This is a genomic window from Mycobacterium sp. smrl_JER01 (assembly GCF_048513595.2).
In the GTDB taxonomy this organism is placed as follows: domain Bacteria; phylum Actinomycetota; class Actinomycetes; order Mycobacteriales; family Mycobacteriaceae; genus Mycobacterium.
Genome location: NZ_JBLXXK020000001.1, coordinates 1797168 through 1816672 on the forward strand (window position 1 = coordinate 1797168; position 19505 = coordinate 1816672).

The window sequence follows — 19505 nt, forward strand, 5'->3', positions numbered from 1 at the left end:
CTGACCAGAAAGGAGGCCACGATGGGGTTCTCGCAGCCGACGTTGCCGAGTTTTGACACGAAGGATTTCTTGGCTCGTCCATACCTGGAGCGGATCAAGCTCGGGACGTTGTTCTGGGGTGAGTCGGGTTACGGCTTACCCAAGGTCGTCATCGTGGTCTACTTCGCGAAGCTCATGGCGCTCTACGTCGTCGGAGGCGTCGCCGTGGCCACGCTGACCTCGGGTCTGAATCCGTTGGACCTGGCGTCGTGGTGGCCGGAGTTCATCGTCTACCAGAAGCTCGTCCTGTGGACGGTGCTGCTGGAGGTCTTGGGTATCGGCGGGGCGTGGGGTCCGCTGTCGGGACACCTCAAGCCGCGGGTCGGTGGCTACCTCTACTTCGCGCGGCGCCGCACGATCCGTCAGCCGCCGTGGCCGGATCATGTGCCGTTGACTCGTGGCGATGAGCGGACTGCCGTCGACGTCGGGCTGTATCTGGTGTTGATCGTGAGTCTGGTTGTGGCGCTGGTGTTGCCGGGGGAGGGGACCGGTGATCTGCCTGTCGAGCACGGTTTGGTGCGGCCGTGGAGTGTGGTGCCGGCGGTGGTGTTGCTGGTGTTGTTGGGCTTGCGGGACAAGGTGGCGTTCCTGGCGGCGCGTGGTGAGCAGTATCTGCCCGCGTTGATCTTCTTTTCCTTCTTCCCGCCGGTCGACATGGTGGTGGCGGCCAAGCTGTTGATCGTGTTGGTGTGGGTGGCTGCCGGGGTGTCGAAGCTGACGAAAAACTTCGCGTTCGTCATCCCCCCGATGATGTGCAATGCGCCGTGGATGCCGCGGCGGATCAAGCCGATCTTCTTCCGTTCTTATCCCGAGGATCTGCGGCCGTCACGGCCGGCGGCGATGATCGCGCACGTGCTGGGGACTTTCGTGGAGATCATCACCCCGCTGGTGCTGCTGTTGTCGACCAACAAGTGGGTGACCCTGGCGGCGGTGGTGCTGATGATCGGTTTCCACCTGACCATCATCGCGACCTTTCCGGCGGCGAATCCGTTGGAATGGAACGCGTTGTTCATGTACATCACCGCGTTCTTGTTCCTCACCTTCCCTGCCGGGGACGGTTTCGGGGTTCTGAATATGAATCCCTGGCTGTTGGTGTTGTGTGTGGTGGGTCTGACGTTCTTCCCGATCCTGGGCAATCTTCGTCCCGATCTGGTGTCGTTCCTTCCCGCGATGCGCCAATACGCCGGGAACTGGTGCACCAGCATCTGGGCGTTCGCCCCGGGCGCCGAGCACAAGATCGACGACCACGTCGTCAAGCCCGCCCTGACCATCCGCCGCCAGCTGGTCGCGGCAGGATTGGGCGACAACGCAGACTTCACCGCCGGGATCTCTACATGTTTCCGCTCGCTCCATGCGCACGGACGGGCGCACAATTCGCTGCTGTTGTGCACGCTCGGTCCCGACATCGACACCTACGGCATGTTCGACGGCGACCAGATGGCCGGCGTGTTGCTCGGCTGGAACTTCGGGGACGGGCACCTGTACGGCCCGCGGTTGATCGAGGCGGTGCAGCGGCGGTGTCACTTCGAGCCGGGGGAGTGGATCATCACCTACATCGAGTCGCAACCTATCCACAGGCAGTCCCAGGAGTATCTGGTGATCGACGCGGCGGTGGGTGTGATCGAACGCGGCAGAGTCCGCATCGATGACCTGATCTCCGAACAACCCTGGATTCCGAACGGCCCGGTTCCGTTCGAGGTGACCTGGCGCCGCGCCGGCTACGAACGAATTCGCCATGCCGCCGAATCGACTGGTGGAGCCGGACCGGTAGCCGACGGCAACACATCTCGATAAGCCGATTTCCCGTAATGCCCAACTCAACGCGGGTGCGGAACAGCGCGACTGCCTCACGTCCCGCACGACCTGAAGTCAGCTAACACATGGAGGTCCGATGAAAACAAAAGGTGCATTGGTCTGGGAGCTCAATGAGCCATGGACCATCGAGGAGATCGAGATCGGCGACACGCAGAGGGACGAGGTCAAGATCCAGATGGAAGCGTCGGGGATGTGCCACTCCGACCTCCACATGACCAGTGGCAAGCTGCCGATGGGCGGGGTCCCGATCCTCGGAGGACATGAAGGTGCGGGCATCGTCACCGAGGTGGGACCTGGCGTGGAGGGTATCGCGCCCGGTGATCACGTGGTGCTTTCCTTCATCCCGTCCTGCGGCAGCTGCCCGTCATGTCAGGCCGGGCTGCGCCACTTGTGCGATCTCGGCGCCAAGCTGATGGCCGGGCCGGCGATATCGGATGGCACCTTCCGTATCCAGGCGAAGGGCCATGACGTCTACCCGATCTCGGCGCTGGGCACATTCTCTCCCTACATGGTGGTCCACAAGAGCTCGGTGGTGAAGATCGACAACGACATACCCTTCGAGCTCGCCTGCCTGGTCGGTTGTGGGGTGACCACCGGCTACGGCTCTGCTGTCCGCGTCGGCGACGTCAGGCCCGGTGACGATGTTGCCATCATCGGTGTAGGCGGCGTCGGCACGGCGGCGCTGCAGGGGGCGGTGAATGCCGGCGCTCGCTACATCTTCGCGATCGATCCGGTGGAGTGGAAGCGGGACCAGGCGCTGAAGTTCGGCGCCACACACGCCTATCCAGACGCTGGGTCCGCATTCGAAGGCATCGCGGAACTGACGTGGGGGCTGATGGCGAAGAAGGTGATCGTCACCACCGGTGACCTGGACGGCGCCGACCTCGACACCTATATGTTCCTGACCAGCAAGGGCGGCACCTGCGTGTTGACCGCCATGGCCCCGATGGCCGAGACGAACGTCTCGCTGAACCTGGCCTTGCTCACGCTGATGCAGAAGAACGTGCAAGGTGCCCTCTTCGGAGGGTGCAACCCCCACTATGACATTCCGCAGCTACTGAGCATGTACAAAGCCGGCAAGCTCAATCTGGACGACATGCTGACCCGCCAGTACCGGCTCGAACAGATCAACGAAGGCTATCAGGATCTGTTGGAAGGAAAGAACATTCGCGGGGTGATTCGATACACCGACGCCGACCGCTAAGAGATTTCGCAGAAACGGGTCACCAGTGGTGACGCGGGCCGCCGACAAGTAGATCGTTCGAGGAAAGTGAGCACACCGATATGCGTACCGTAGTCGTGGATGCACCACGCAGCATCAGCGTCGACAATCGTCCGGATCCGGTGTTGCCGGGACCCGACGCAGCGATCGTCCAGGTCAGCGCCGCCGGCATCTGCGGATCCGACCTGCACTTCTACGAGGCGGACTTCCCACTGCCCGGGCCGGTCGCGCTCGGCCATGAGGCAGTCGGCGTCGTGGTGGACGCGGGACCGGACGTACACAGCGTCAAAGTCGGTGACCATGTCATGGTGTCGTCGGTGACGGGGTGCGGTGCGTGCCCTGGATGTGCAACCCGCGATCCGGTGATGTGCCACCAGGGCTTTCAGGTCTTCGGTAGCGGGGTCCTCGGAGGGGCGCAGGCTGAACTGCTTGCGGTACCCGCGGCCGACTTCCAACTGTGCAAGGTGCCGGACGGGATCAGCGTCGAACAGGCACTGCTGCTCACCGACAACCTTGCGACCGGATGGGCAGGGGCCAGGCGCGCCGACTTTCCGCTCGGCGGCACCGTCGCAGTGTTCGGACTTGGCGCCGTCGGTCTGTGCGCACTGCGTAGCGCGTTCGCTCAAGGAGCCGCAACCGTGTTCGCCGTCGATCAGGTCGACGGCCGATTGCAGCGCGCTGCGCAGTGGGGTGGCACGCCGATCGCGGTACCTGCCGCGCAGACCATTCTCGATGCCACCGGCGGGTGCGGAGTGGACGCCGTGATCGATGCGGTCGCCACGGATGCGTCCATGACCGACGCCCTCAATGTGGTACGCCCAGGGGGCACGGTTTCTGTGATCGGCGCGCATGACATGCAACCTTTTCCGTTCCCCGCACTGGCCGGCCTCATGCGCAGTGTCACTTTCCGGTTGACCACGGTACCGGTGCAGAGCACCTGGCCGGAGTTGATTCCGCTGCTGCAGTCCGGTCGGCTGGACGTGGACGGCATCTTCACGACCACTCTGCCTCTGGATGATGCGGCGCAAGGCTACGCCATCGCCGAGTCCCGATCCGGCGATGAGGTCAAAGTCGTGCTGAAGCCTTGACATCGGCTTGTTCGGAACACGTTGTCACTACCGGAAAGAGCGCTCCCATTATGGACACCACACTCGCCCGCGAGCATCATGAAGCGATTACGCCACCGGCTGAGTTCGTCGAGCAGGCGAATGCCACTGCCGACCTGTATGCGCGTGCCGAGGCCGACCGCTTGGCGTTCTGGGCCGAGCAAGCCCAGCGCCTGCACTGGGACACACCCTTCGGCCAGGTGCTGGATTGGTCGCAGCGTCCCTTCCCGAAGTGGTTCATCGGTGGGGCGCTGAACGTCGCCTACAACTGTGTCGATCGGCATGTGGAGGCCGGCGTCGGTGACCGGGTCGCCATCCACTGGGAAGGTGAGCCGGTCGGTGACAGCCGGACGCTGACCTATTCACAGCTGCAGGCTGAGGTCTGCAAAGCGGCCAACGTCCTGAGCGAGCTCGGACTCGTCGCCGGCGACCGTGTCGCGATCTACATGCCCATGCTGCCCGAGGCGATCGTGGCGATGCTGGCATGCGCGCGGCTCGGAGTGGTGCACAGTGTGGTGTTCGCCGGGTTCTCTTCTGCGGCGCTGCGCGCCCGGATCGAGGATGCCGAGGCCAAACTGGTCATCACCGCCGACGGTCAGTACCGCCGCGGAAAGCCGGCATCGCTGAAAGGTGCTGTCGACGAGGCAGTCTCGGATCTCAACTTCGTCGACCACGTTCTTGTGGTGCGCCGCACCGGCGTTGACGTCGCTTGGACCGACGGTCGCGACCTCTGGTGGCACGAGACAGTCCAGCACGCGTCGCAGGATCACACGCCATCGTCATTCGATTCCGAGCATCCGTTGTTCGTGCTGTACACGTCGGGCACGACCGGCAAGCCCAAGGGAATCGTGCACACCACCGGCGGATACCTGACCCAAACGTCCTATACCCACTTCAACGTTTTCGACGTCAAGCCCGAGACGGACGTCTACTGGTGTACGGCCGACATCGGCTGGGTGACGGGGCACTCTTACCTCGTCTACGGTCCGCTCTCCAACGGCGTCACACAAGTGGTCTATGAGGGCACACCGACCTCGCCAACCGAGCACCGCCACTTCGAGATCATCGAAAAATACGGCGTCACCATCTATTACACTGCTCCGACGCTGATACGGAGCTTCATGAAGCTGGGCCGGGCGATCCCGGACGCGCACGACCTGTCCAGTCTGAGGCTGTTGGGTTCGGTCGGTGAACCGATCAATCCGGAGGCCTGGCGCTGGTATCGCAAAGTCATCGGCGCGGACAGGACCCCCATCGTCGACACCTGGTGGCAGACCGAGACCGGGGCCATCATGATCTCCCCGCTACCCGGAGTCACCGCGACGCGGCCGGGCTCGGCGATGGCCCCGCTGCCCGGCATCTCGGCGAAGATCGTCGACGACAGCGGAGAACAGCTACCTCCCGGCGCCGACCACGGGGAGCAGGCCACCGGATATCTGGTGCTCGACCAACCCTGGCCTTCCATGCCCCGCGGTATCTGGAAGGATCCGGAACGGTTCGAAGAGACATACTGGTCGCGGTTCGCCGAGGAGGGCTGGTATTTCGCGGGAGACGGCGCTCGCTATGACTCCGACGGAAACATCTGGGTGTTGGGGCGTATCGACGATGTGATGAACGTGTCGGGACACCGAATCTCGACTGCGGAGGTCGAATCGGCACTGGTGGGCCACTCCCACGTTGCCGAGGCCGCGGTGGTCGGCGCCTCCGACGAGCAGACAGGACAGGCCATCTGCGCGTTCGTCATCCTGGAGTCCAGTGCGGTCGATTACCCCCGGGACCAGATGGTCGACGAACTTCGCGCCGAAGTGGCACGTGAGATCTCACCCATCGCCAAACCGCGCGAGATTCATGTGGTACCGGAGCTACCGAAGACGCGCAGCGGCAAGATCATGCGGCGGCTGTTGCGAGACGTGGTCGAGAAGCGGGAGCTCGGCGATACGTCGACGCTGGTCGACCCGGGTGTGTTCGAGGCGATCCGGTCCGAAGATTCCACTGGTGCAGGATCCCCTGCCTGAACCGATGATGCGGCCGGTGGGCTACCGCGATGAGGTCTTGGTCAGGGGTGCACTGTTGGCGGCCGAGGTCGCGCGTCGCCGGCTCCGCTGGGGAGCCGGCGACTCCGCCGTCGCCTTCGTACGGCTGTGCGTTTCGACCTCAGAGCGGAGTACGGGTGCGACCCAGCGTCGCAGGTAAGCCCGCAGCACGTCCCCGGTCCTGACCTCACCCGGGTTGACCATGTAAAGCTCGATGATCCGCAGCAGGTATTCGCCGACTTCCTCCAGCTCGACGTCGCCCATTCCCACCGCCGACCAGTCCACGTCGAACCGCTGCAGCATGTCTCGGTAGAACTGGTAAGACTCCTGGGAGGTGATCCGCTTCGTGGCCCGTGAGAGGTCGTACGTGAAGAACAGCCGGATACCTCGTTCCTTCTCTTCGGCCAGCGAGTCCAAGGTGTAGGCCAGAGCTTCCAGCATGGTCTCCACCGGGTCCGTCATCCCGGCCATATGCTCGGCGACCCGGTCGGAGAATCGGACCGCAGACCTGACGGCCACCGCTTCGAGCAGCGCGCCGGTGCCGGGGAAATAGTTGTAGACGGTCTGCCGGGAGATGCCCAGCGCGCGAGCCACCTTTGCGACGTGGAAGTCCCCCTCCTCGTCTTCGATCACCTGGTCGGCCGCGTCGAGTATCCGCTCGATCGCCTCTTCGTCCGTTGATGGAGTCGAACCACCCCAGCCATGAGTTCGCATCGTGGCTATCGCGACCGAGTCTGAGGAAAGTGCCGACTGTGCATATTTGCGATTGTGTTTGCGCCTTTCGGCGCTGTCAAACCGACCTTCGGGGCGTGTCGGGGCTGTTGTGGTGGCTGGACAGCGTTGACATGGGTGTCCACTCGTCTTTAGGATCCGTTTCATTGTCCTCGGCGGTGGTCGGGGTTTGGGACTTGGCAGGGTGGCCATGGCTGCGTTCTGCCGGTGGTGTGGAAAGGGCGTGGTGGGTGTGTCGGATGTGAAGTTCCGGAAGATGAGTTTTGATATTGATGAGTCGGTGCCGTTTCAGTGGCATCCGGGTAATCCGGCGGCGGGGGTGATGGCCAATGCGATCTCGTTTATTGCGGTGGGGTTTGAGCGTTACATCGTGTTGGCGGTCAAAGAGGCGCTGAAGAACGGTATTGCGGATCCGGAGTTGCGGGCTGAGGCTGAGGTGTTCTTGGCTCAGGAGTCGCAGCATTCGGCGGCGCATCGTCGTCATGTGAAGGCGCTCAGTGCGAGTTATCCGGGGTTGTCGGGTGTGTTGGATCGGGTGATCGAGTCTTATGAGCGGTTGTATGCGGCGGAGGATTTGAAGTTTCACTTGGCGTATGTGGCCAATATCGAGGCGTCGTTCCCGCCGATTTTCAGTTTTTTCATCGAGCGCCGTGATGTGTTGTACAGCGGTGATGCGCGGGTGGCGTCGTTGTTTCTGTGGCATTACATCGAGGAGATCGAGCATCGCAGTTCGGCCGACATCATCTATGAGGGGGTGGTGGGTAGTCGGCGGTATCGGTTGTCCACGGTGAGGCGGACGTGGCGGCATCTGGGGGAGGTGCTTGACATCGTCGTTGATGGGTTTGCCGATCATGTGCCGGCCGCGGAGATCGGAATCGATGCGCAGGGGTTCCGTCGGGTGGTTTCGCCGAACGAGGTGATTTATCGGGTTCCGTTGCTGCGCAGGTTGTTTGCGCCCAGGGAGCCGCAGTTGTTGGCGGGGGTGTCGACGTTGCGGTTGGTGAAGATGTTGGTGGGGGTGGTGCTCTCGCAGATGCCGGGCCGTCATCCCAAGGATTTCCCGGTGCCGCAGTGGTATCACACCTGGATGCTCGATTACGCCGCGGGTAAGGACATGGCCCACTACTACGGCGCCGCGTGACCCCGCACACCGACAGCACACCAAGGCTTAGCTGAAAGCGATGGGCTGTAGCCACGATGTTGCCCGGCGGCGTCGTGGCGGCGCATGCGTTGATTTCGCATGAATTGCATCGTCTGAGCGTCGGCGACGATCTAAAGGAGATCCACTGTGTCCACCGCGAACTCGCCACGGGTAGCCATCATCGGCGCCGGCATGTCGGGCATCTGTATGGGCGTCAAACTCCAGGACGCCGGCATCCGCTCTTTCGTCATCTTCGAGCAGTCGTCCGAAGTGGGCGGCACCTGGCGCGACAATACGTACCCGGGCCTGCACTGCGATATGCCGTCTCGCTACTACTCCTACTCGTTCGCGCCGAACCCGGAATACTCTCGGGTGCTCCCGCCGGCCGCCGAGATCCAGGACTATCTGGTACGCGTCACCAGTCAGTACGGGCTGCGCAAGCGGATTCGACTCGCCACGCCGGTCGAAGCAGCCCGCCATCGCGATGGTCAATGGTGGATCACGACCGCGGCGGGGGACGAGCCGTTCGACGTATTGGTGCTGGCGACCGGCGTGCTGCGAGTGCCCCGGCTGCCCGACATCCCCGGCATCGACACCTTCGCCGGTCCGGCGTTTCACTCGTCGCGCTGGGATCACTCGGTGACCCTCGCCGACAAGAGGATCGGGCTGATCGGAACGGGCTCCACCGGCGTGCAGATCGTTTCGGCGCTCGGCGGCAAGGTCCGCCAACTGAAGGTGTTCCAGCGTTCCCCGCAATGGGTGTTTCCGGGCTCAAATCCGCATTACGGGCCCTGGACCAAGGCCGCTCTCAGACGCTGGCCGACGCTGGCCCGTCCGGGGTATCGGTTCTGGGGACTCGCCGTGCGGCGCGGTCCGGGGCGTGCGCCGATCCGCCCGTCTGTGCAACGCCACGTGATCAGTGCTCTCTGCCGCTGGAATCTGAAACTGTCGGTGCGCGACCGAGATCTGCGTACGAAGCTGACTCCCAAGGACGAGCCGCTGTGCAAACGGCTGATCCTCGGCCCCCGCTACTACACCGCGATCCAGCAGCGTGGCGTCGAGGTGGTGACCGAGCGGATCGATCGCATTGAACCCCGCGGTGTCGTGACCGCCGACGGACGCCTGCACGAGCTCGACGTGCTGGTGTATGCAACTGGCTTCGACGCGCGTGCCTATCACCAACCGATGCAGGTCTTCGGGGAGAACGGCGACAGCCTGGCCGACGTGTGGTCAGACGGGGCGCGGGCCTATCGGTCGGTCGCGGTTCCCGGATTCCCGAACATGTTCATGATGCTGGGTCCGCACTCGCCGTTGGGAAACCAGTCGCTCATCCCGGCGGCCGAGGATCAGGCCAACTACGCGCTGTGGTGGATCAAACACATCCGAGACGGACGATTGGCCAGCACCGTGCCCACCGAGGAAGCGACTGCGCACTACAACGAGCTTGTCAAAGCCGCGTTGCCCAAGACCAGTTGGGTCGGTGGGTGCAACAGCTGGTATCTCGGCAAGGACGGACTTCCGGAGCTCTTTCCGTGGGAACCCGAACGCCATACCGAACTGCTGCGTGATCCAGTGGTCGGCGACTTCGACGTCCGCCAGGCCCCAGCCTGATTCATCCGGCGAGGCCCGACACCGCCCCCCACCATTTCCCTCCCGACAAACCAAAGGAAGACACATGGCCGATGACAATGCAACAGTGCGGGGCTCGGACCTGGTTGGTCGGGCGCTGACTGATCAGGGTGTGACCGACCTGTTCTTCATGATGGGTATCGGTGGGCCGCACTCACCTCCGGTGCGATCGTGTATCGAGGCCGGCATCTCGACCTATTACGTGCGTCACGAGGAAGGCGCGGCCATGGCCGCCCACGCTTACAGCCGGCTGACCAAGCGGCCGGGCGTGTGCTGCACACCTTTGGGACCAGGCACCACGAACGCGCTGACGGGTCTCACGAACGCCCTGCTCGATGCAGCTCCGGTGGTTCTGATCGGTGGTGGGCCCAGCCGCGGTGACTGGGGGTTGGAGGCGTACCAGGAACAGGACCAGATGTCGATGTTCCGCCCGGCCTGCAAGAACGTGCACCGAATCGAGCTCGCCCGACGGATCCCCGAGGTCTTGGCGATCGCATTGAAGGAAGCCAACAGCGGCCGCAAGGGACCCGTGTACGTCGAGATTCCCAACGACGTGCTCTTCGAAGAGGTCGACCCGGCCTTGATCGACTGGCCGGCACCGGCAGCGCCCCCCGCCCGCGCCGCGGCTCCCGAGGCCGAGCTCGATGCAGCGGTCGCGCTGATTCGTGCCTCCGAGCGGCCCCTGCTGTTGACCGGCAGTGGCATCGTCTGGGCCGACGCGGCCGCACAGCTGGCGAAGTTCGTGGACGCCACCGGCATCCCCCTGGTGACCACCCCCCAGACACGCGGCATCGTCCCTGAGGACCACCCTCTGAGCCTGGTCGCGTCGCGTAACCGCGCACAGCGCGACGCGGATGTCGTCGTTTCCGTTGGTACGAGGGCGAACTGGCTCAACGGTCACCTGCGTCCGCCCCGCTTCGCCGCCGACACACGGTTCGTCGTGGCCAACATCGATGCCGATGAAATCGGCCGTGGTCGCGTTCCCGAGGTCGGCGTGGTTGCCGATGCCGGGGTTTTTCTCGATCAGCTCGCCGAGCGCCTCGCCGTCGCCGGCGGCATCAGCGACGCGGCCCGGTCCTGGGCCGACGACCTGGTGATGAAGGATCTGGCCAAAGAACCCGATCGTGAGACCCTCAGTGACGCCATCCCCATCGCTCCGTTGCGCCTGTGTGAGGAGGTTCGCCGCTGCCTCCCCCGCGATGCGGTGTTCATCGTCGACGGACACGAGACGTTGGAGTTCGCCCGTCGGTGGATTCCGAGCTTGTCTGAGGCCAACTACATGACGAGCGGACCGAACGGCTGCATGGGTGTGGGGGTGCCGTTCGCCCTCGGCGCCAAGGTCGCACGCCCGGACCGTCCCGTCTTCGTCCTCATGGGCGATGGTGGAGTCGGTTGGCACGGGATGGAATACGACACCCTGATCCGGCACGAGCTGCCTATGGTCGGTGTTGTGTTCAACAACGCAGGATTCACTGCACGCCCTGCCGCTGCGGGTACGGGACGCGAGCTCGGCTACCAACGTTATGACCTGATGGTGGCAGGCTTCGGAGGCCACGGCGAATTCGTCGAACGACCGGAGGACATCGCACCGGCCTTGCAGCGTGCCGTCGACTCGGGCAAGCCCGCACTGGTGAACGTCTGTGTGGACCCCGATGCGCAGGCTGGCGGTGGACTTCTGACCCAGCTCGGATCTGAAAAGGCCGCTCGATGACCGAGACCCCGGGCACGCAACCCGAGGGATTACGAAGGACGTTCACGATGCGCTCTCAGCGGATTGATCCCATCGCTTCCGCGGTACGTGGAAAGGTCGCCCTCGTCACCGGCGGGGCCTCCGGTATCGGGGCTGCGCTTGTCGCTCGACTGGCTGATGCCGGCGCCGAGGTGTGGATCGCCGATCGTCAGCTTGACTCCGGCGAACGACTTGCCCGTCGCCTGCGTCGGCTGGGCGGCATCGCCCACGCAGTCGAATTGGACGTTCGTGACGCCGCGGCATTCCAGGGCGTCGTCGACGAAGTCGTGAAGAAGTCTGGGCACCTCGACTACCTGTTCAACAACGCCGGCATCGGCGTCGGCGGCGAGGTGGACTCCTATACCCTGGCCGACTGGACCGACGTCTTCGACGTGAACCTGCTCGGGGTGGTGCACGGCATCCAAGCTGCTTACCCGGTCATGATCAAGCAGGGCCACGGGCACATCGTCAACACCGCTTCGATGTCCGGTCTGATCCCAAGTCCCGGTATGGCGAGTTACTCGGCCAGTAAGCACGCCGTGGTCGGGCTCTCGAAGGCTCTGCGGATCGAGGCTGCTCGGCACGGGGTCACCGTGACAGCGCTGTGTCCCGGCGTGATCAAGACGCCGATTCTGACGGGCGGCGCTTACGGCCGCGGACGACCGAACGGCAAGGGCGGCAAGGAATTCTTCGGCCTGCCCAAAGGTTTCCGTCCGATGGCACCCGAGCCCTTGGCTGAGCGCGCGCTTCGTGCCGTCGTCCGCCGCGATGCGATCGCCGTCATGCCGGCGTCATGGAAACCGTCGTGGTACCTGGAGCGGTTCTCGCCTGGACTTTCCCTGCGATTCGTCGAAGCCGTCGCACGGTCCACCAGGCCACAGCAACCCTGAGGCGTCGGGTTTGTCGACCTGCCGGCACGACGATCACCGATACTCGCGTCACGGTTTTGCGGCGTCACCGTCGTGATTCCCGCGAATGAGAGTGGTTGCCCGATAACGGGAGAGCACTTCAGCCTCCTGTGTGGGCAGTGGTTGGACAGGTATTGCATGTGTGTCCACTCGGGGGTTACATTCGGGGTGTCCCGTCGATGAGGAGGGTTGGTTTCTGTGTTTGATGTGGTGATTCGTGGTGGTCGTTGGTTCGACGGGACGGGTTCGGGGTCGGCGGTGCGTGATCTCGGTATTCGGGATGGCCGGGTGGTGGCGGTGTCGGAGTCGCCGTTGGAGGTGGGGGAGGCCTCGACGGTGATCGATGCTGGGGGTAAGTGGGTGATGCCGGGGATTATTGATATTCATACCCATTACGATGCGGAGGTTTTGGCGGCGCCGTCGTTGTCGGAGTCGGTGCGTCATGGGGTGACCACGATTTTGATGGGGTCGTGTTCGTTGTCGACGGTGCATGTGGATGCCGTCGAGGCGGCGGATCTGTTCGGTCGGGTGGAGGCGATCCCGCATGACAGTGTGGTGTCGATCGTGTCTGAGCATAAGGATTGGGATTCGGCGGGGCAGTATGCGGCGGCGTTGGAGTCGTTGCCGTTGGGTCCGAATGTGGCTGCTTTTATCGGGCATTCGGATGTGCGTACGGCGGTGATGGGGCTGGATCGGGCCACGCGTAAGGATGTGCGTCCGAGTGCGGCGGAGTTGGCGTTGATGGAGTCGATGGTCACCGAGGCCCTGGATGAGGGTTTTGTGGGGATGTCGTCGCAGCAGTTGTTGTTCGACAAGGTCGATGGGGATGTTGCGCGGTCGCGGACGTTGCCTTCGACCTATGCGCGGGCGCGGGAGTTGGCGCGGTTGCGTGGGTTGGTGCGCTCTTATGGTCGGGTGCTGCAGTCGGCTCCGGATATCACTCATCCGTGGGATGTGGTGTTGCAGGCGTTGCGGTCCTCGCGGTTGGGGCGGGGTGCGGCGTTGAAGACGAGTTTGTTGGCTGCTGCGGATGCGAAGTCGTTGCCGATGGCGTCGGCGTATTTCCGGACGTTGGCGCGGGTGGCCAACGCGTTGGGTGGGGATTTCCGGTTTCAGCATTTGCCGGTGCCGTTCGAGGTGTATGCCGATGGTATTGATCTGGTGATTTTCGAGGAGTTCGGTTCGGGTGCGGCGGCGCTGCATCTGAAGGAGGAAGTGGAGCGCAACGAACTGCTCGCCGATGAGGGTTATCGGCGGTGGTTCCGCAAGAATTACGACGCGAAGTTCGGTCCGCGGGCCTGGCATCGGGATTTCTTCGATGCTGAGATTGTGGCGTGTCCGGATGAGTCGGTGGTGGGGTTGTCGTTCGGGGCGGTGGGGCAGCGCCGCGGGGTGCATCCGGTGGATGCCTATCTGGACTTGGTGCTCGAGCACGGGAAGAAGCTGCGGTGGCGCACCACGATCTCGAATCACCGTCCGCAGGTGTTGCGGAAGTTCGCCCAGGATAAGGGCGTTCAGATGGGGTTCTCCGATGCCGGGGCGCATCTGCGCAACATGGCATTTTACAACTGTGGGTTGAGATTGTTACGCCATGTGCGGGATGCCCAGCGTCGCGGTCAACCGTTCATGAGTGTCGAACAGGCGGTGCATCGGTTGACCGGGGAGCTCGCGGATTGGTACGGCCTGGATGCCGGGCATCTGCGGGTGGGTGATTGGGCTGATGTGCTCGTCGTTGATCCCGAGCGTCTTGATCGCAGCCTTGATGACTATCACGAGGCTCCGGTGGAGGCCTATGGTGGGCTCTCGCGGATGGTCAACCGTAATGACGCCACGGTGAGCGCGGTGTTGGTCGCCGGGCAGGTGGTGTTCCGCGACGGTCAACCCACCGAGGTGTTGGGTTCTCGGCGCACGGGTAGCTTCCTGCGCGCTGACCGGCCCCGCAGCCCGCTGCCGGCCCCCGTCGCTACCGGTGGGGCAGCGTGACCAGCACCACCGCACCCGAACACCTCGACCTGTCGTAGTTCTCATGTCGAGCGCAGGGGTTTTCATACAACTGCTTGGGCCGTTTCAGGTTCTCGCGTTGGGGCAACCGGTTTCGCTGCGGCCGGGCGGCAAGGCCGAAAAGCTGCTCGCGTGCCTGGCCCTGCAACCCCGTGTCGGGGTGTCGCGTGATTGGCTTCTGGAGCACATCTGGCCGAACTCGGCGACGACACTCGCCGGACCGTGTTTGAACACCTTGATGCATTCGCTCAAGGACCACCTCACCGACGCACTCGCCGGCCAGCCGCCGATTCTGCATATGCACGGTCGATACGCGCTGAATCTGACGGGGGGTGTAGGGGTGGACCTCCTGGACTTTCAGTCGGCCGTGAGCGCCGGGGATCGTCTGCTCGCAGCAGGCTCCACGGCAGCGGCAATCGAATCGTACGAACAGGCAGTAAGTCTCTATCGCGGGGAATTGTCTGCAGGGTCGGACATCTCGGATCTGCTCGAGCGAGAGCGGCTTCGGTCGATCTGCTTGACAGCACTGGCTCGGCTCGCCGACGCACATTTCGATCTCGGGAATCACACGCAGGCCATGAACGTGGTCGCGCGGATACTGGCCATCGACCCCTGCCGCGAAGATGCACATCGCATGGCTATGCGACTGAATGTCCGTCTTGGGGCGCGATCCCAAGCCCTGCGTCAGTACGAGCTCTGCCGCATGATTCTCCAGCAGGAATTGGATGCTGTCCCCGAACCGGCTACCACGCGGCTCGCTGAGCTCATCCGTTCTGATCCCGGACAGGTCTGACCCGGCGTAATACCCCACTCGCATCGAACTATGCAGCCGATCTCGTGTGTGGGCCGATCTGCTTGGTGGCAGCCGATTTCAATGCCCTAGAAGTTCGATGATCTGGATCTGGATCTCGCCGATGACGCCGCCGAGGACGGCCCCTACCGCCACCATCAAGGGCTCGTCGTCTTTGAACACGGGCCGCAGGATCGATTCGTACTCCTCGTCGGTCAGCCCGTTCATCTTCTCGATGATCGTCTTCTCCAGGTCAAGAACACTCGTCGCGTACTCATGGGCCTGCGACATCGTCGAGGGCATACGTTCGAACACCAAATGCACAACGCGGTCCTTGAGCGCCCGGTAGCGTCGGGTGCCGACCACCACGACGACGAGCGGCCCCGCGATGCCGGTCTGTGCGTCGACAGCTGCGTCGACTTCTTTCGCGACGAGCGCAAACAACTTGTCCGCGCCAGGTCCTTTCAAGATGCCTTCGAACAGTATCTCCGGTGAGAAGAGGTCCTCCGCCAATATCCTGGCATAGTCCCGCGTGATCTTGTCACGTTGGGCGTGAAGCAGTCCCTGGAAGCAAAACAGGCCGAGGATCTTCTTCTCACGCATCGGTCGGAAGAGCATGTTCAATGCGACGTAGTCGCTGAGGAAGCCCACCGCGAAGCCGAATGCCGGCATGATCCAGGGGTTCTTGAACAGCGCCCACGCAACCATCTGCACGACCCCGATCAGCAGACCGAAGTAGATACCACTGCGCCGAACGAACGCCATCGCGTCATTGGTCACCCCGCGCATCAGTCTCATCAGCTTGTCTTTGTTGCGCACCAGCGTGGTCACAGCGAGGAATCGGAAGTCGACATATCTGCTCAGATCGGACTTCATCTCGTCGAGGATTCTTTCGACGAGATGAGGTGCCTGGGCGCGGATTCGAGCCCGGATGGCGTCGCGGGCACTGGCCGGCAACGACTCCCACAAGCCGGGCCGGATCTGGGTGGCGAGGTCGCGGGAGATGTCGTCAACAATCTGCGACAGTGGCGTGCGCAGTGCCTCGACAGCATCATCGGCGTCGAAACGGTCCAAGAGCTCTTCGGGCTTGAGCAGGTTGGCTGTCAGCAGTTCAATGGTTTTCGACCCGACTTTTCCGGCGCGTCGCGGCACGATGCCTTGCCAGCCGATCGGCCCGATGCCCTTGAACTCGAGTGGGCGGTAGATCATCTCTACCGCCAGAATCTTGGTGCTCCATCCGACGAAGGCTGCAACAAACGGCATAGACAGGTAGATAAACCAGTACGCGCTGGCGTCTTGCTTGATCTCCTCCCAGCTCTGCACGGCCACCACAAGAGTCGTCACATGCTGTCCTCGCGCATAGTGGCGTCCCAGAGCGCGCGTCCCAAGTCGGACAAGGAAAGTGTCATCTTGTCGACCTTGGCGGCCAGTGGCCCGCGGGCGGCTGCTTTCGAGGCCTCGAGTACTGCTGGTTCTGCCACCAACACCTCGTAATCCTCCTTCAGATCCGGATCCTCCGGGCCGATTCTCACCAATCCCAGGGACAGCAGATGACTGACATAGGCCGGCACCATCTCAGGTAGCGCGACGTTGGCGGTGCGACCGATCAGCGAGGCGTTCTCGAGAACGGCCGGACCGGACCCGCGGCTTCTGGTCCGGTCGTAGACGCTCACCACAGCGGCACGCGAGCCGTCCGACAGCGCACCGATGATCCGGGCCTCATCGGCGACAAGTTGATCGAGGATGTGGCTGAACAACTCTTTCTGGCTGCTCGCGGCGTTCTGATCCAGCGCCCGGTCGAGCAACGTACGCATCCTCGCCGGCAAAGGGTCGGACGGTGCGGCGGGCTGTGCCGGGGTCGGCGTCGGGGCCGATGTGGCGGGCGGATCCCGGTCAGTGTCGGGCAGCAGCTCCAAGAGCATCTCCTCGGTCCGGATACTCGTACGGAGCCAGAAGCGCGCCACCTCCGAAGCGACGCCTAAAAAGCTCCACGGATTTGCGGAATTCCCCATGTCTGAAAGCTAATACCCGACTTTCGGAAAAATTCACCAATCCCGGACTTTCTCGCGCAGACCTGTCCCGCCCTCCACTCGACGAGCACGCGTGCCGGCGCTGCAGCGGTGTCGGCTCGCGTCTACGGCGATCAGCTCTTCACCCGGTTTCGGGACGCCGGTCGCTGCCGGCCGACATTACCTTTGGCAAAGCTCATCCAAACCTCAGAGCTGAACTCAGCAGTTGACGTGCCAAACCTCATGGAGTGCTATGCCGGTCCGACTACAACGGATCAAGGCAAAACGCAGACGAGGTTTTATGACCGAGCGTGAACCGGCCGACAGGCTCTCAGTGAATCGTCACTCAGTGCTCGTGTTGCGCCTCGTAGTAGGACCGAATGGGAAGGTGACGGGCGAAATCGTGGACCCGATGTCGAGCCGACGGGAACGCTTCGTCGATCCCGCGCGCCTTGTCGACGCTGTCAGCGCGTGGATCGAGGACGCACGGCGGAATGGCATTCGGGAATCCGGCGAGGGGGCCCACGACCCCGACGCTCGGTCCGCCCGTTCACGACCGACGCCTGATCGGCCACAGGGGGAGCGCCGTGCTCAATGATTCGGCCGGAGGACACCGACCGCGGGTCGACGAGACTGCTACCGGCGCACGGGTCGAGCACCTGTCTGGGCGGCTGAGATGACAGCATCGTCCGGCCTCCGCGATTACGTCCGGGCGCAGACGCGGCCTGCGGGCGAAGCTGTCGGCGGGTTCGTCCGGATGTGCGTGTTGACCGGTAAAGCCTTGTTCCGGAGCCCATTCCAGATAGGTGAATTCATCGCGCAGGGTCTGTTTCTCCTGCGGGTATCGCTGCTGCCCACGATCGCGGTCTCGATACCGATGACCGTGCTGATCATCTTCATGCTGAACGTCCTGCTGCGCGAGTTCGGCGCGGCCGACGTCTCCGGTGCGGGGGCGGCGCTCGGGGCGGTGACTCAACTGGGGCCGCTGGTGACCGTGCTGGTCGTTGCCGGGGCTGGGTCCACGGCGATCTGCGCTGACCTCGGAGCCCGCACCGTCCGCGAGGAGATCGATGCCATGGAGGTGCTGGGCATCGACCCGATCCACCGTCTGGTGGTGCCCCGCGTGCTTGCCTCGACGTTCGTCGCGATGATGCTGAACGGCGCGGTGATCACGATCGGACTGGTCGGCGGATTCGTCTTCGGTGTCTCGCTGCAGAGCGTTTCGGGCGGCGCCTACCTGGCGACGCTGACCTTGATCACCGGTCTGCCGGAGGTGGTGATCTCCGTGGTGAAAGCCAGCGCCTTCGGCCTGATCGCGGGCTTGGTGGGTTGCTACCGCGGTCTGACGGTGTCTGGTGGCTCAAAGGGGGTGGGCATCGCTGTCAACGAGACGCTGGTCCTCTGTGTGATCGCGCTGTTCGCGGTGAACGTGGTGCTGACCACGATCGGTGTGCGGTTCGGGACGGGTAGCTGAGATGACTGCGTCTACTGTCCTGCGCACGCGGTATCCCCGCACCTACGCCCGCACGGTACGCGTGGCCGGCGCTCCCACCCGTGCGCTCGCCGCCAGCGGGCAGGTGGGTTGGTTTGTCGTGCAGGCGATCACAGCCATCCCCTGGGTTCTGCAGCGCTATCGGCGGGAAACTCTTCGGCTGGTCGCCGAGATCGGGATGGGCACGGGCGCGATGGCCGTCGTGGGGGGCACGATGGCCATAGTCGGCTTCGTCACCTTGTCGGGCGGCTCGCTGATCGCCATCCAAGGGTTCTCCTCGCTGGGCAACATCGGCGTCGAAGCATTCACCGGATTTTTCGCCGCCTTGATCAACGTGCGCGTCGCCGCTCCGGTAGTGGCCGGCGTCGCGCTCGCCGCAACGGTCGGAGCCGGAGCCACAGCAGAACTCGGCGCCATGCGCATCAGTGAGGAGATCGACGCGCTGGAAGTGATGGGCATCAAGTCAATCGCTTACCTTGTGTCCACCCGAATTCTGGCCGGCTTCGCGGTGATCCTGCCGCTGTACGCGTTGGCGCTCATCATGTCGTTTCTGGCCGCACAGATGACCACGACCGTTTTCTATGGGCAGTCGGCCGGCACCTACGAGCACTACTTCCGTACGTTTCTGCGAACCGACGACGTGTTCTGGTCCTTCGTGCAGGCCCTCGTCATCGCGGTCATCGTGATGGTCAACCACTGTTATTACGGTTTCACCGCCACCGGCGGCCCGGTGGGAGTGGGTGAAGCGGTCGGCAAGTCGATGCGGGCGTCGCTGGTCTTGATCGTGTGTGTGGTCCTGTTGGCCGCGTTGGCGCTTTACGGCGTCGACGCGAACTTCAACCTCGCGGAGTGATGGCCG

Annotated in this window: 16 protein-coding genes; 12 read left to right on the plus strand and 4 right to left on the minus strand. The window is 63.5% G+C overall.

Annotated elements, in window-relative coordinates; all coding sequences use genetic code 11:
• Nucleotides 1-21: 21 nt before the first annotated feature.
• The 4 genes from ACNUDN_RS08510 (at nt 22) to acs (ending at nt 6197) form a co-directional block, all read left to right on the plus strand.
• Nucleotides 22-1833: a DUF3556 domain-containing protein gene (locus ACNUDN_RS08510; protein WP_419121534.1), complete on the plus strand. Its 1812-nt coding sequence runs from the start codon at nt 22-24 to the stop codon at nt 1831-1833.
• Between the two features lie 97 nt (nt 1834-1930).
• Nucleotides 1931-3058, plus strand: coding sequence for an NDMA-dependent alcohol dehydrogenase (locus tag ACNUDN_RS08515; RefSeq protein WP_419121535.1), 1128 nt, complete (start codon nt 1931-1933; stop codon nt 3056-3058).
• An 80-nt stretch (nt 3059-3138) separates the two neighbouring features.
• Complete coding sequence (locus tag ACNUDN_RS08520; RefSeq protein WP_419121536.1) at nt 3139-4164, plus strand: alcohol dehydrogenase catalytic domain-containing protein; 1026 nt, start codon at nt 3139-3141, stop codon at nt 4162-4164.
• Between the two features lie 50 nt (nt 4165-4214).
• Entirely contained in the window at nt 4215-6197 is a 1983-nt protein-coding gene (gene acs, locus ACNUDN_RS08525) for an acetate--CoA ligase (RefSeq protein WP_419121537.1), read from the plus strand.
• A 21-nt stretch (nt 6198-6218) separates the two neighbouring features.
• On the opposite strand, the gene ACNUDN_RS08530 is transcribed toward acs, so the two are convergent.
• Nucleotides 6219-6929, minus strand: coding sequence for a TetR/AcrR family transcriptional regulator (locus tag ACNUDN_RS08530; RefSeq protein ID WP_419121538.1), 711 nt, complete (start codon nt 6927-6929; stop codon nt 6219-6221).
• Between the two features lie 208 nt (nt 6930-7137).
• Here ACNUDN_RS08530 and ACNUDN_RS08535 point away from each other — a divergent pair, with 208 nt between their 5' ends.
• The 6 genes from ACNUDN_RS08535 (at nt 7138) to ACNUDN_RS08560 (ending at nt 15148) form a co-directional block, all read left to right on the plus strand.
• Nucleotides 7138-8088, plus strand: coding sequence for a metal-dependent hydrolase (locus tag ACNUDN_RS08535; protein WP_431959683.1), 951 nt, complete (start codon nt 7138-7140; stop codon nt 8086-8088).
• 147 nt (nt 8089-8235) lie between these two features.
• On the plus strand, nt 8236-9699 hold the full coding sequence (locus ACNUDN_RS08540) for a flavin-containing monooxygenase (RefSeq protein ID WP_419121539.1): 1464 nt from the start codon (nt 8236-8238) through the stop codon (nt 9697-9699).
• A 64-nt stretch (nt 9700-9763) separates the two neighbouring features.
• Nucleotides 9764-11428 carry a thiamine pyrophosphate-binding protein gene (locus ACNUDN_RS08545; protein ID WP_419121540.1) on the plus strand — a complete coding sequence of 555 codons (1665 nt, stop codon included), beginning with the start codon at nt 9764-9766 and terminating at the stop codon, nt 11426-11428.
• 47 nt (nt 11429-11475) lie between these two features.
• The gene (locus ACNUDN_RS08550; protein WP_419125072.1) at nt 11476-12336 is read left to right on the plus strand and encodes an SDR family NAD(P)-dependent oxidoreductase; all 861 of its coding nucleotides are present in this window, start codon (nt 11476-11478) and stop codon (nt 12334-12336) included.
• A gap of 216 nt (nt 12337-12552) precedes the next feature.
• Nucleotides 12553-14337: an N-acyl-D-amino-acid deacylase family protein gene (locus ACNUDN_RS08555; RefSeq protein WP_419121541.1), complete on the plus strand. Its 1785-nt coding sequence runs from the start codon at nt 12553-12555 to the stop codon at nt 14335-14337.
• Between the two features lie 43 nt (nt 14338-14380).
• Nucleotides 14381-15148, plus strand: a complete 768-nt coding sequence (locus ACNUDN_RS08560; RefSeq protein WP_419121542.1) for an AfsR/SARP family transcriptional regulator — start codon at nt 14381-14383, stop codon at nt 15146-15148.
• Nucleotides 15149-15226: 78 nt separating this feature from the next.
• On the opposite strand, the gene ACNUDN_RS08565 is transcribed toward ACNUDN_RS08560, so the two are convergent.
• The 3 genes from ACNUDN_RS08565 to ACNUDN_RS08575 form a co-directional block, all read right to left on the minus strand.
• A complete protein-coding gene (locus ACNUDN_RS08565; protein WP_419121543.1) occupies nt 15227-16489 on the minus strand; it encodes a DUF445 domain-containing protein in 1263 nt (420 codons plus the stop codon).
• The gene (locus ACNUDN_RS08570; RefSeq protein ID WP_419121544.1) at nt 16486-17157 is read right to left on the minus strand and encodes an Abi-alpha family protein; all 672 of its coding nucleotides are present in this window, start codon (nt 17155-17157) and stop codon (nt 16486-16488) included. The genes ACNUDN_RS08565 and ACNUDN_RS08570 overlap by 4 nt, the downstream gene beginning before the upstream one ends.
• Before the next feature lie 343 nt (nt 17158-17500).
• A complete protein-coding gene (locus ACNUDN_RS08575) occupies nt 17501-17680 on the minus strand; it encodes a hypothetical protein (RefSeq protein WP_419121545.1) in 180 nt (59 codons plus the stop codon).
• Nucleotides 17681-17830: 150 nt separating this feature from the next.
• Here ACNUDN_RS08575 and ACNUDN_RS08580 point away from each other — a divergent pair, with 150 nt between their 5' ends.
• Both ACNUDN_RS08580 and ACNUDN_RS08585 read left to right on the plus strand, forming a co-directional pair.
• A complete protein-coding gene (locus ACNUDN_RS08580) occupies nt 17831-18628 on the plus strand; it encodes an MlaE family ABC transporter permease (RefSeq protein ID WP_419121546.1) in 798 nt (265 codons plus the stop codon).
• A gap of 1 nt (nt 18629) precedes the next feature.
• Nucleotides 18630-19499, plus strand: a complete 870-nt coding sequence (locus tag ACNUDN_RS08585; protein ID WP_419121547.1) for an ABC transporter permease — start codon at nt 18630-18632, stop codon at nt 19497-19499.
• Nucleotides 19500-19505: the final 6 nt, after the last annotated feature.

Coding starts and splice junctions, on each gene's coding strand:
- ACNUDN_RS08510 (WP_419121534.1), top strand. CDS start 22: ATGGGGTTCTCGCAGCCGACGTTGCCGAGTTTTGACACGAAGGATTTC.
- ACNUDN_RS08515 (WP_419121535.1), top strand. CDS start 1,931: ATGAAAACAAAAGGTGCATTGGTCTGGGAGCTCAATGAGCCATGGACC.
- ACNUDN_RS08520 (WP_419121536.1), top strand. CDS start 3,139: ATGCGTACCGTAGTCGTGGATGCACCACGCAGCATCAGCGTCGACAAT.
- acs (WP_419121537.1), top strand. CDS start 4,215: ATGGACACCACACTCGCCCGCGAGCATCATGAAGCGATTACGCCACCG.
- ACNUDN_RS08530 (WP_419121538.1), bottom strand. CDS start 6,929: ATGCGAACTCATGGCTGGGGTGGTTCGACTCCATCAACGGACGAAGAG.
- ACNUDN_RS08535 (WP_431959683.1), top strand. CDS start 7,138: ATGGCTGCGTTCTGCCGGTGGTGTGGAAAGGGCGTGGTGGGTGTGTCG.
- ACNUDN_RS08545 (WP_419121540.1), top strand. CDS start 9,764: ATGGCCGATGACAATGCAACAGTGCGGGGCTCGGACCTGGTTGGTCGG.
- ACNUDN_RS08550 (WP_419125072.1), top strand. CDS start 11,476: ATGCGCTCTCAGCGGATTGATCCCATCGCTTCCGCGGTACGTGGAAAG.
- ACNUDN_RS08560 (WP_419121542.1), top strand. CDS start 14,381: ATGTCGAGCGCAGGGGTTTTCATACAACTGCTTGGGCCGTTTCAGGTT.
- ACNUDN_RS08570 (WP_419121544.1), bottom strand. CDS start 17,157: ATGGGGAATTCCGCAAATCCGTGGAGCTTTTTAGGCGTCGCTTCGGAG.
- ACNUDN_RS08580 (WP_419121546.1), top strand. CDS start 17,831: ATGACAGCATCGTCCGGCCTCCGCGATTACGTCCGGGCGCAGACGCGG.
- ACNUDN_RS08585 (WP_419121547.1), top strand. CDS start 18,630: ATGACTGCGTCTACTGTCCTGCGCACGCGGTATCCCCGCACCTACGCC.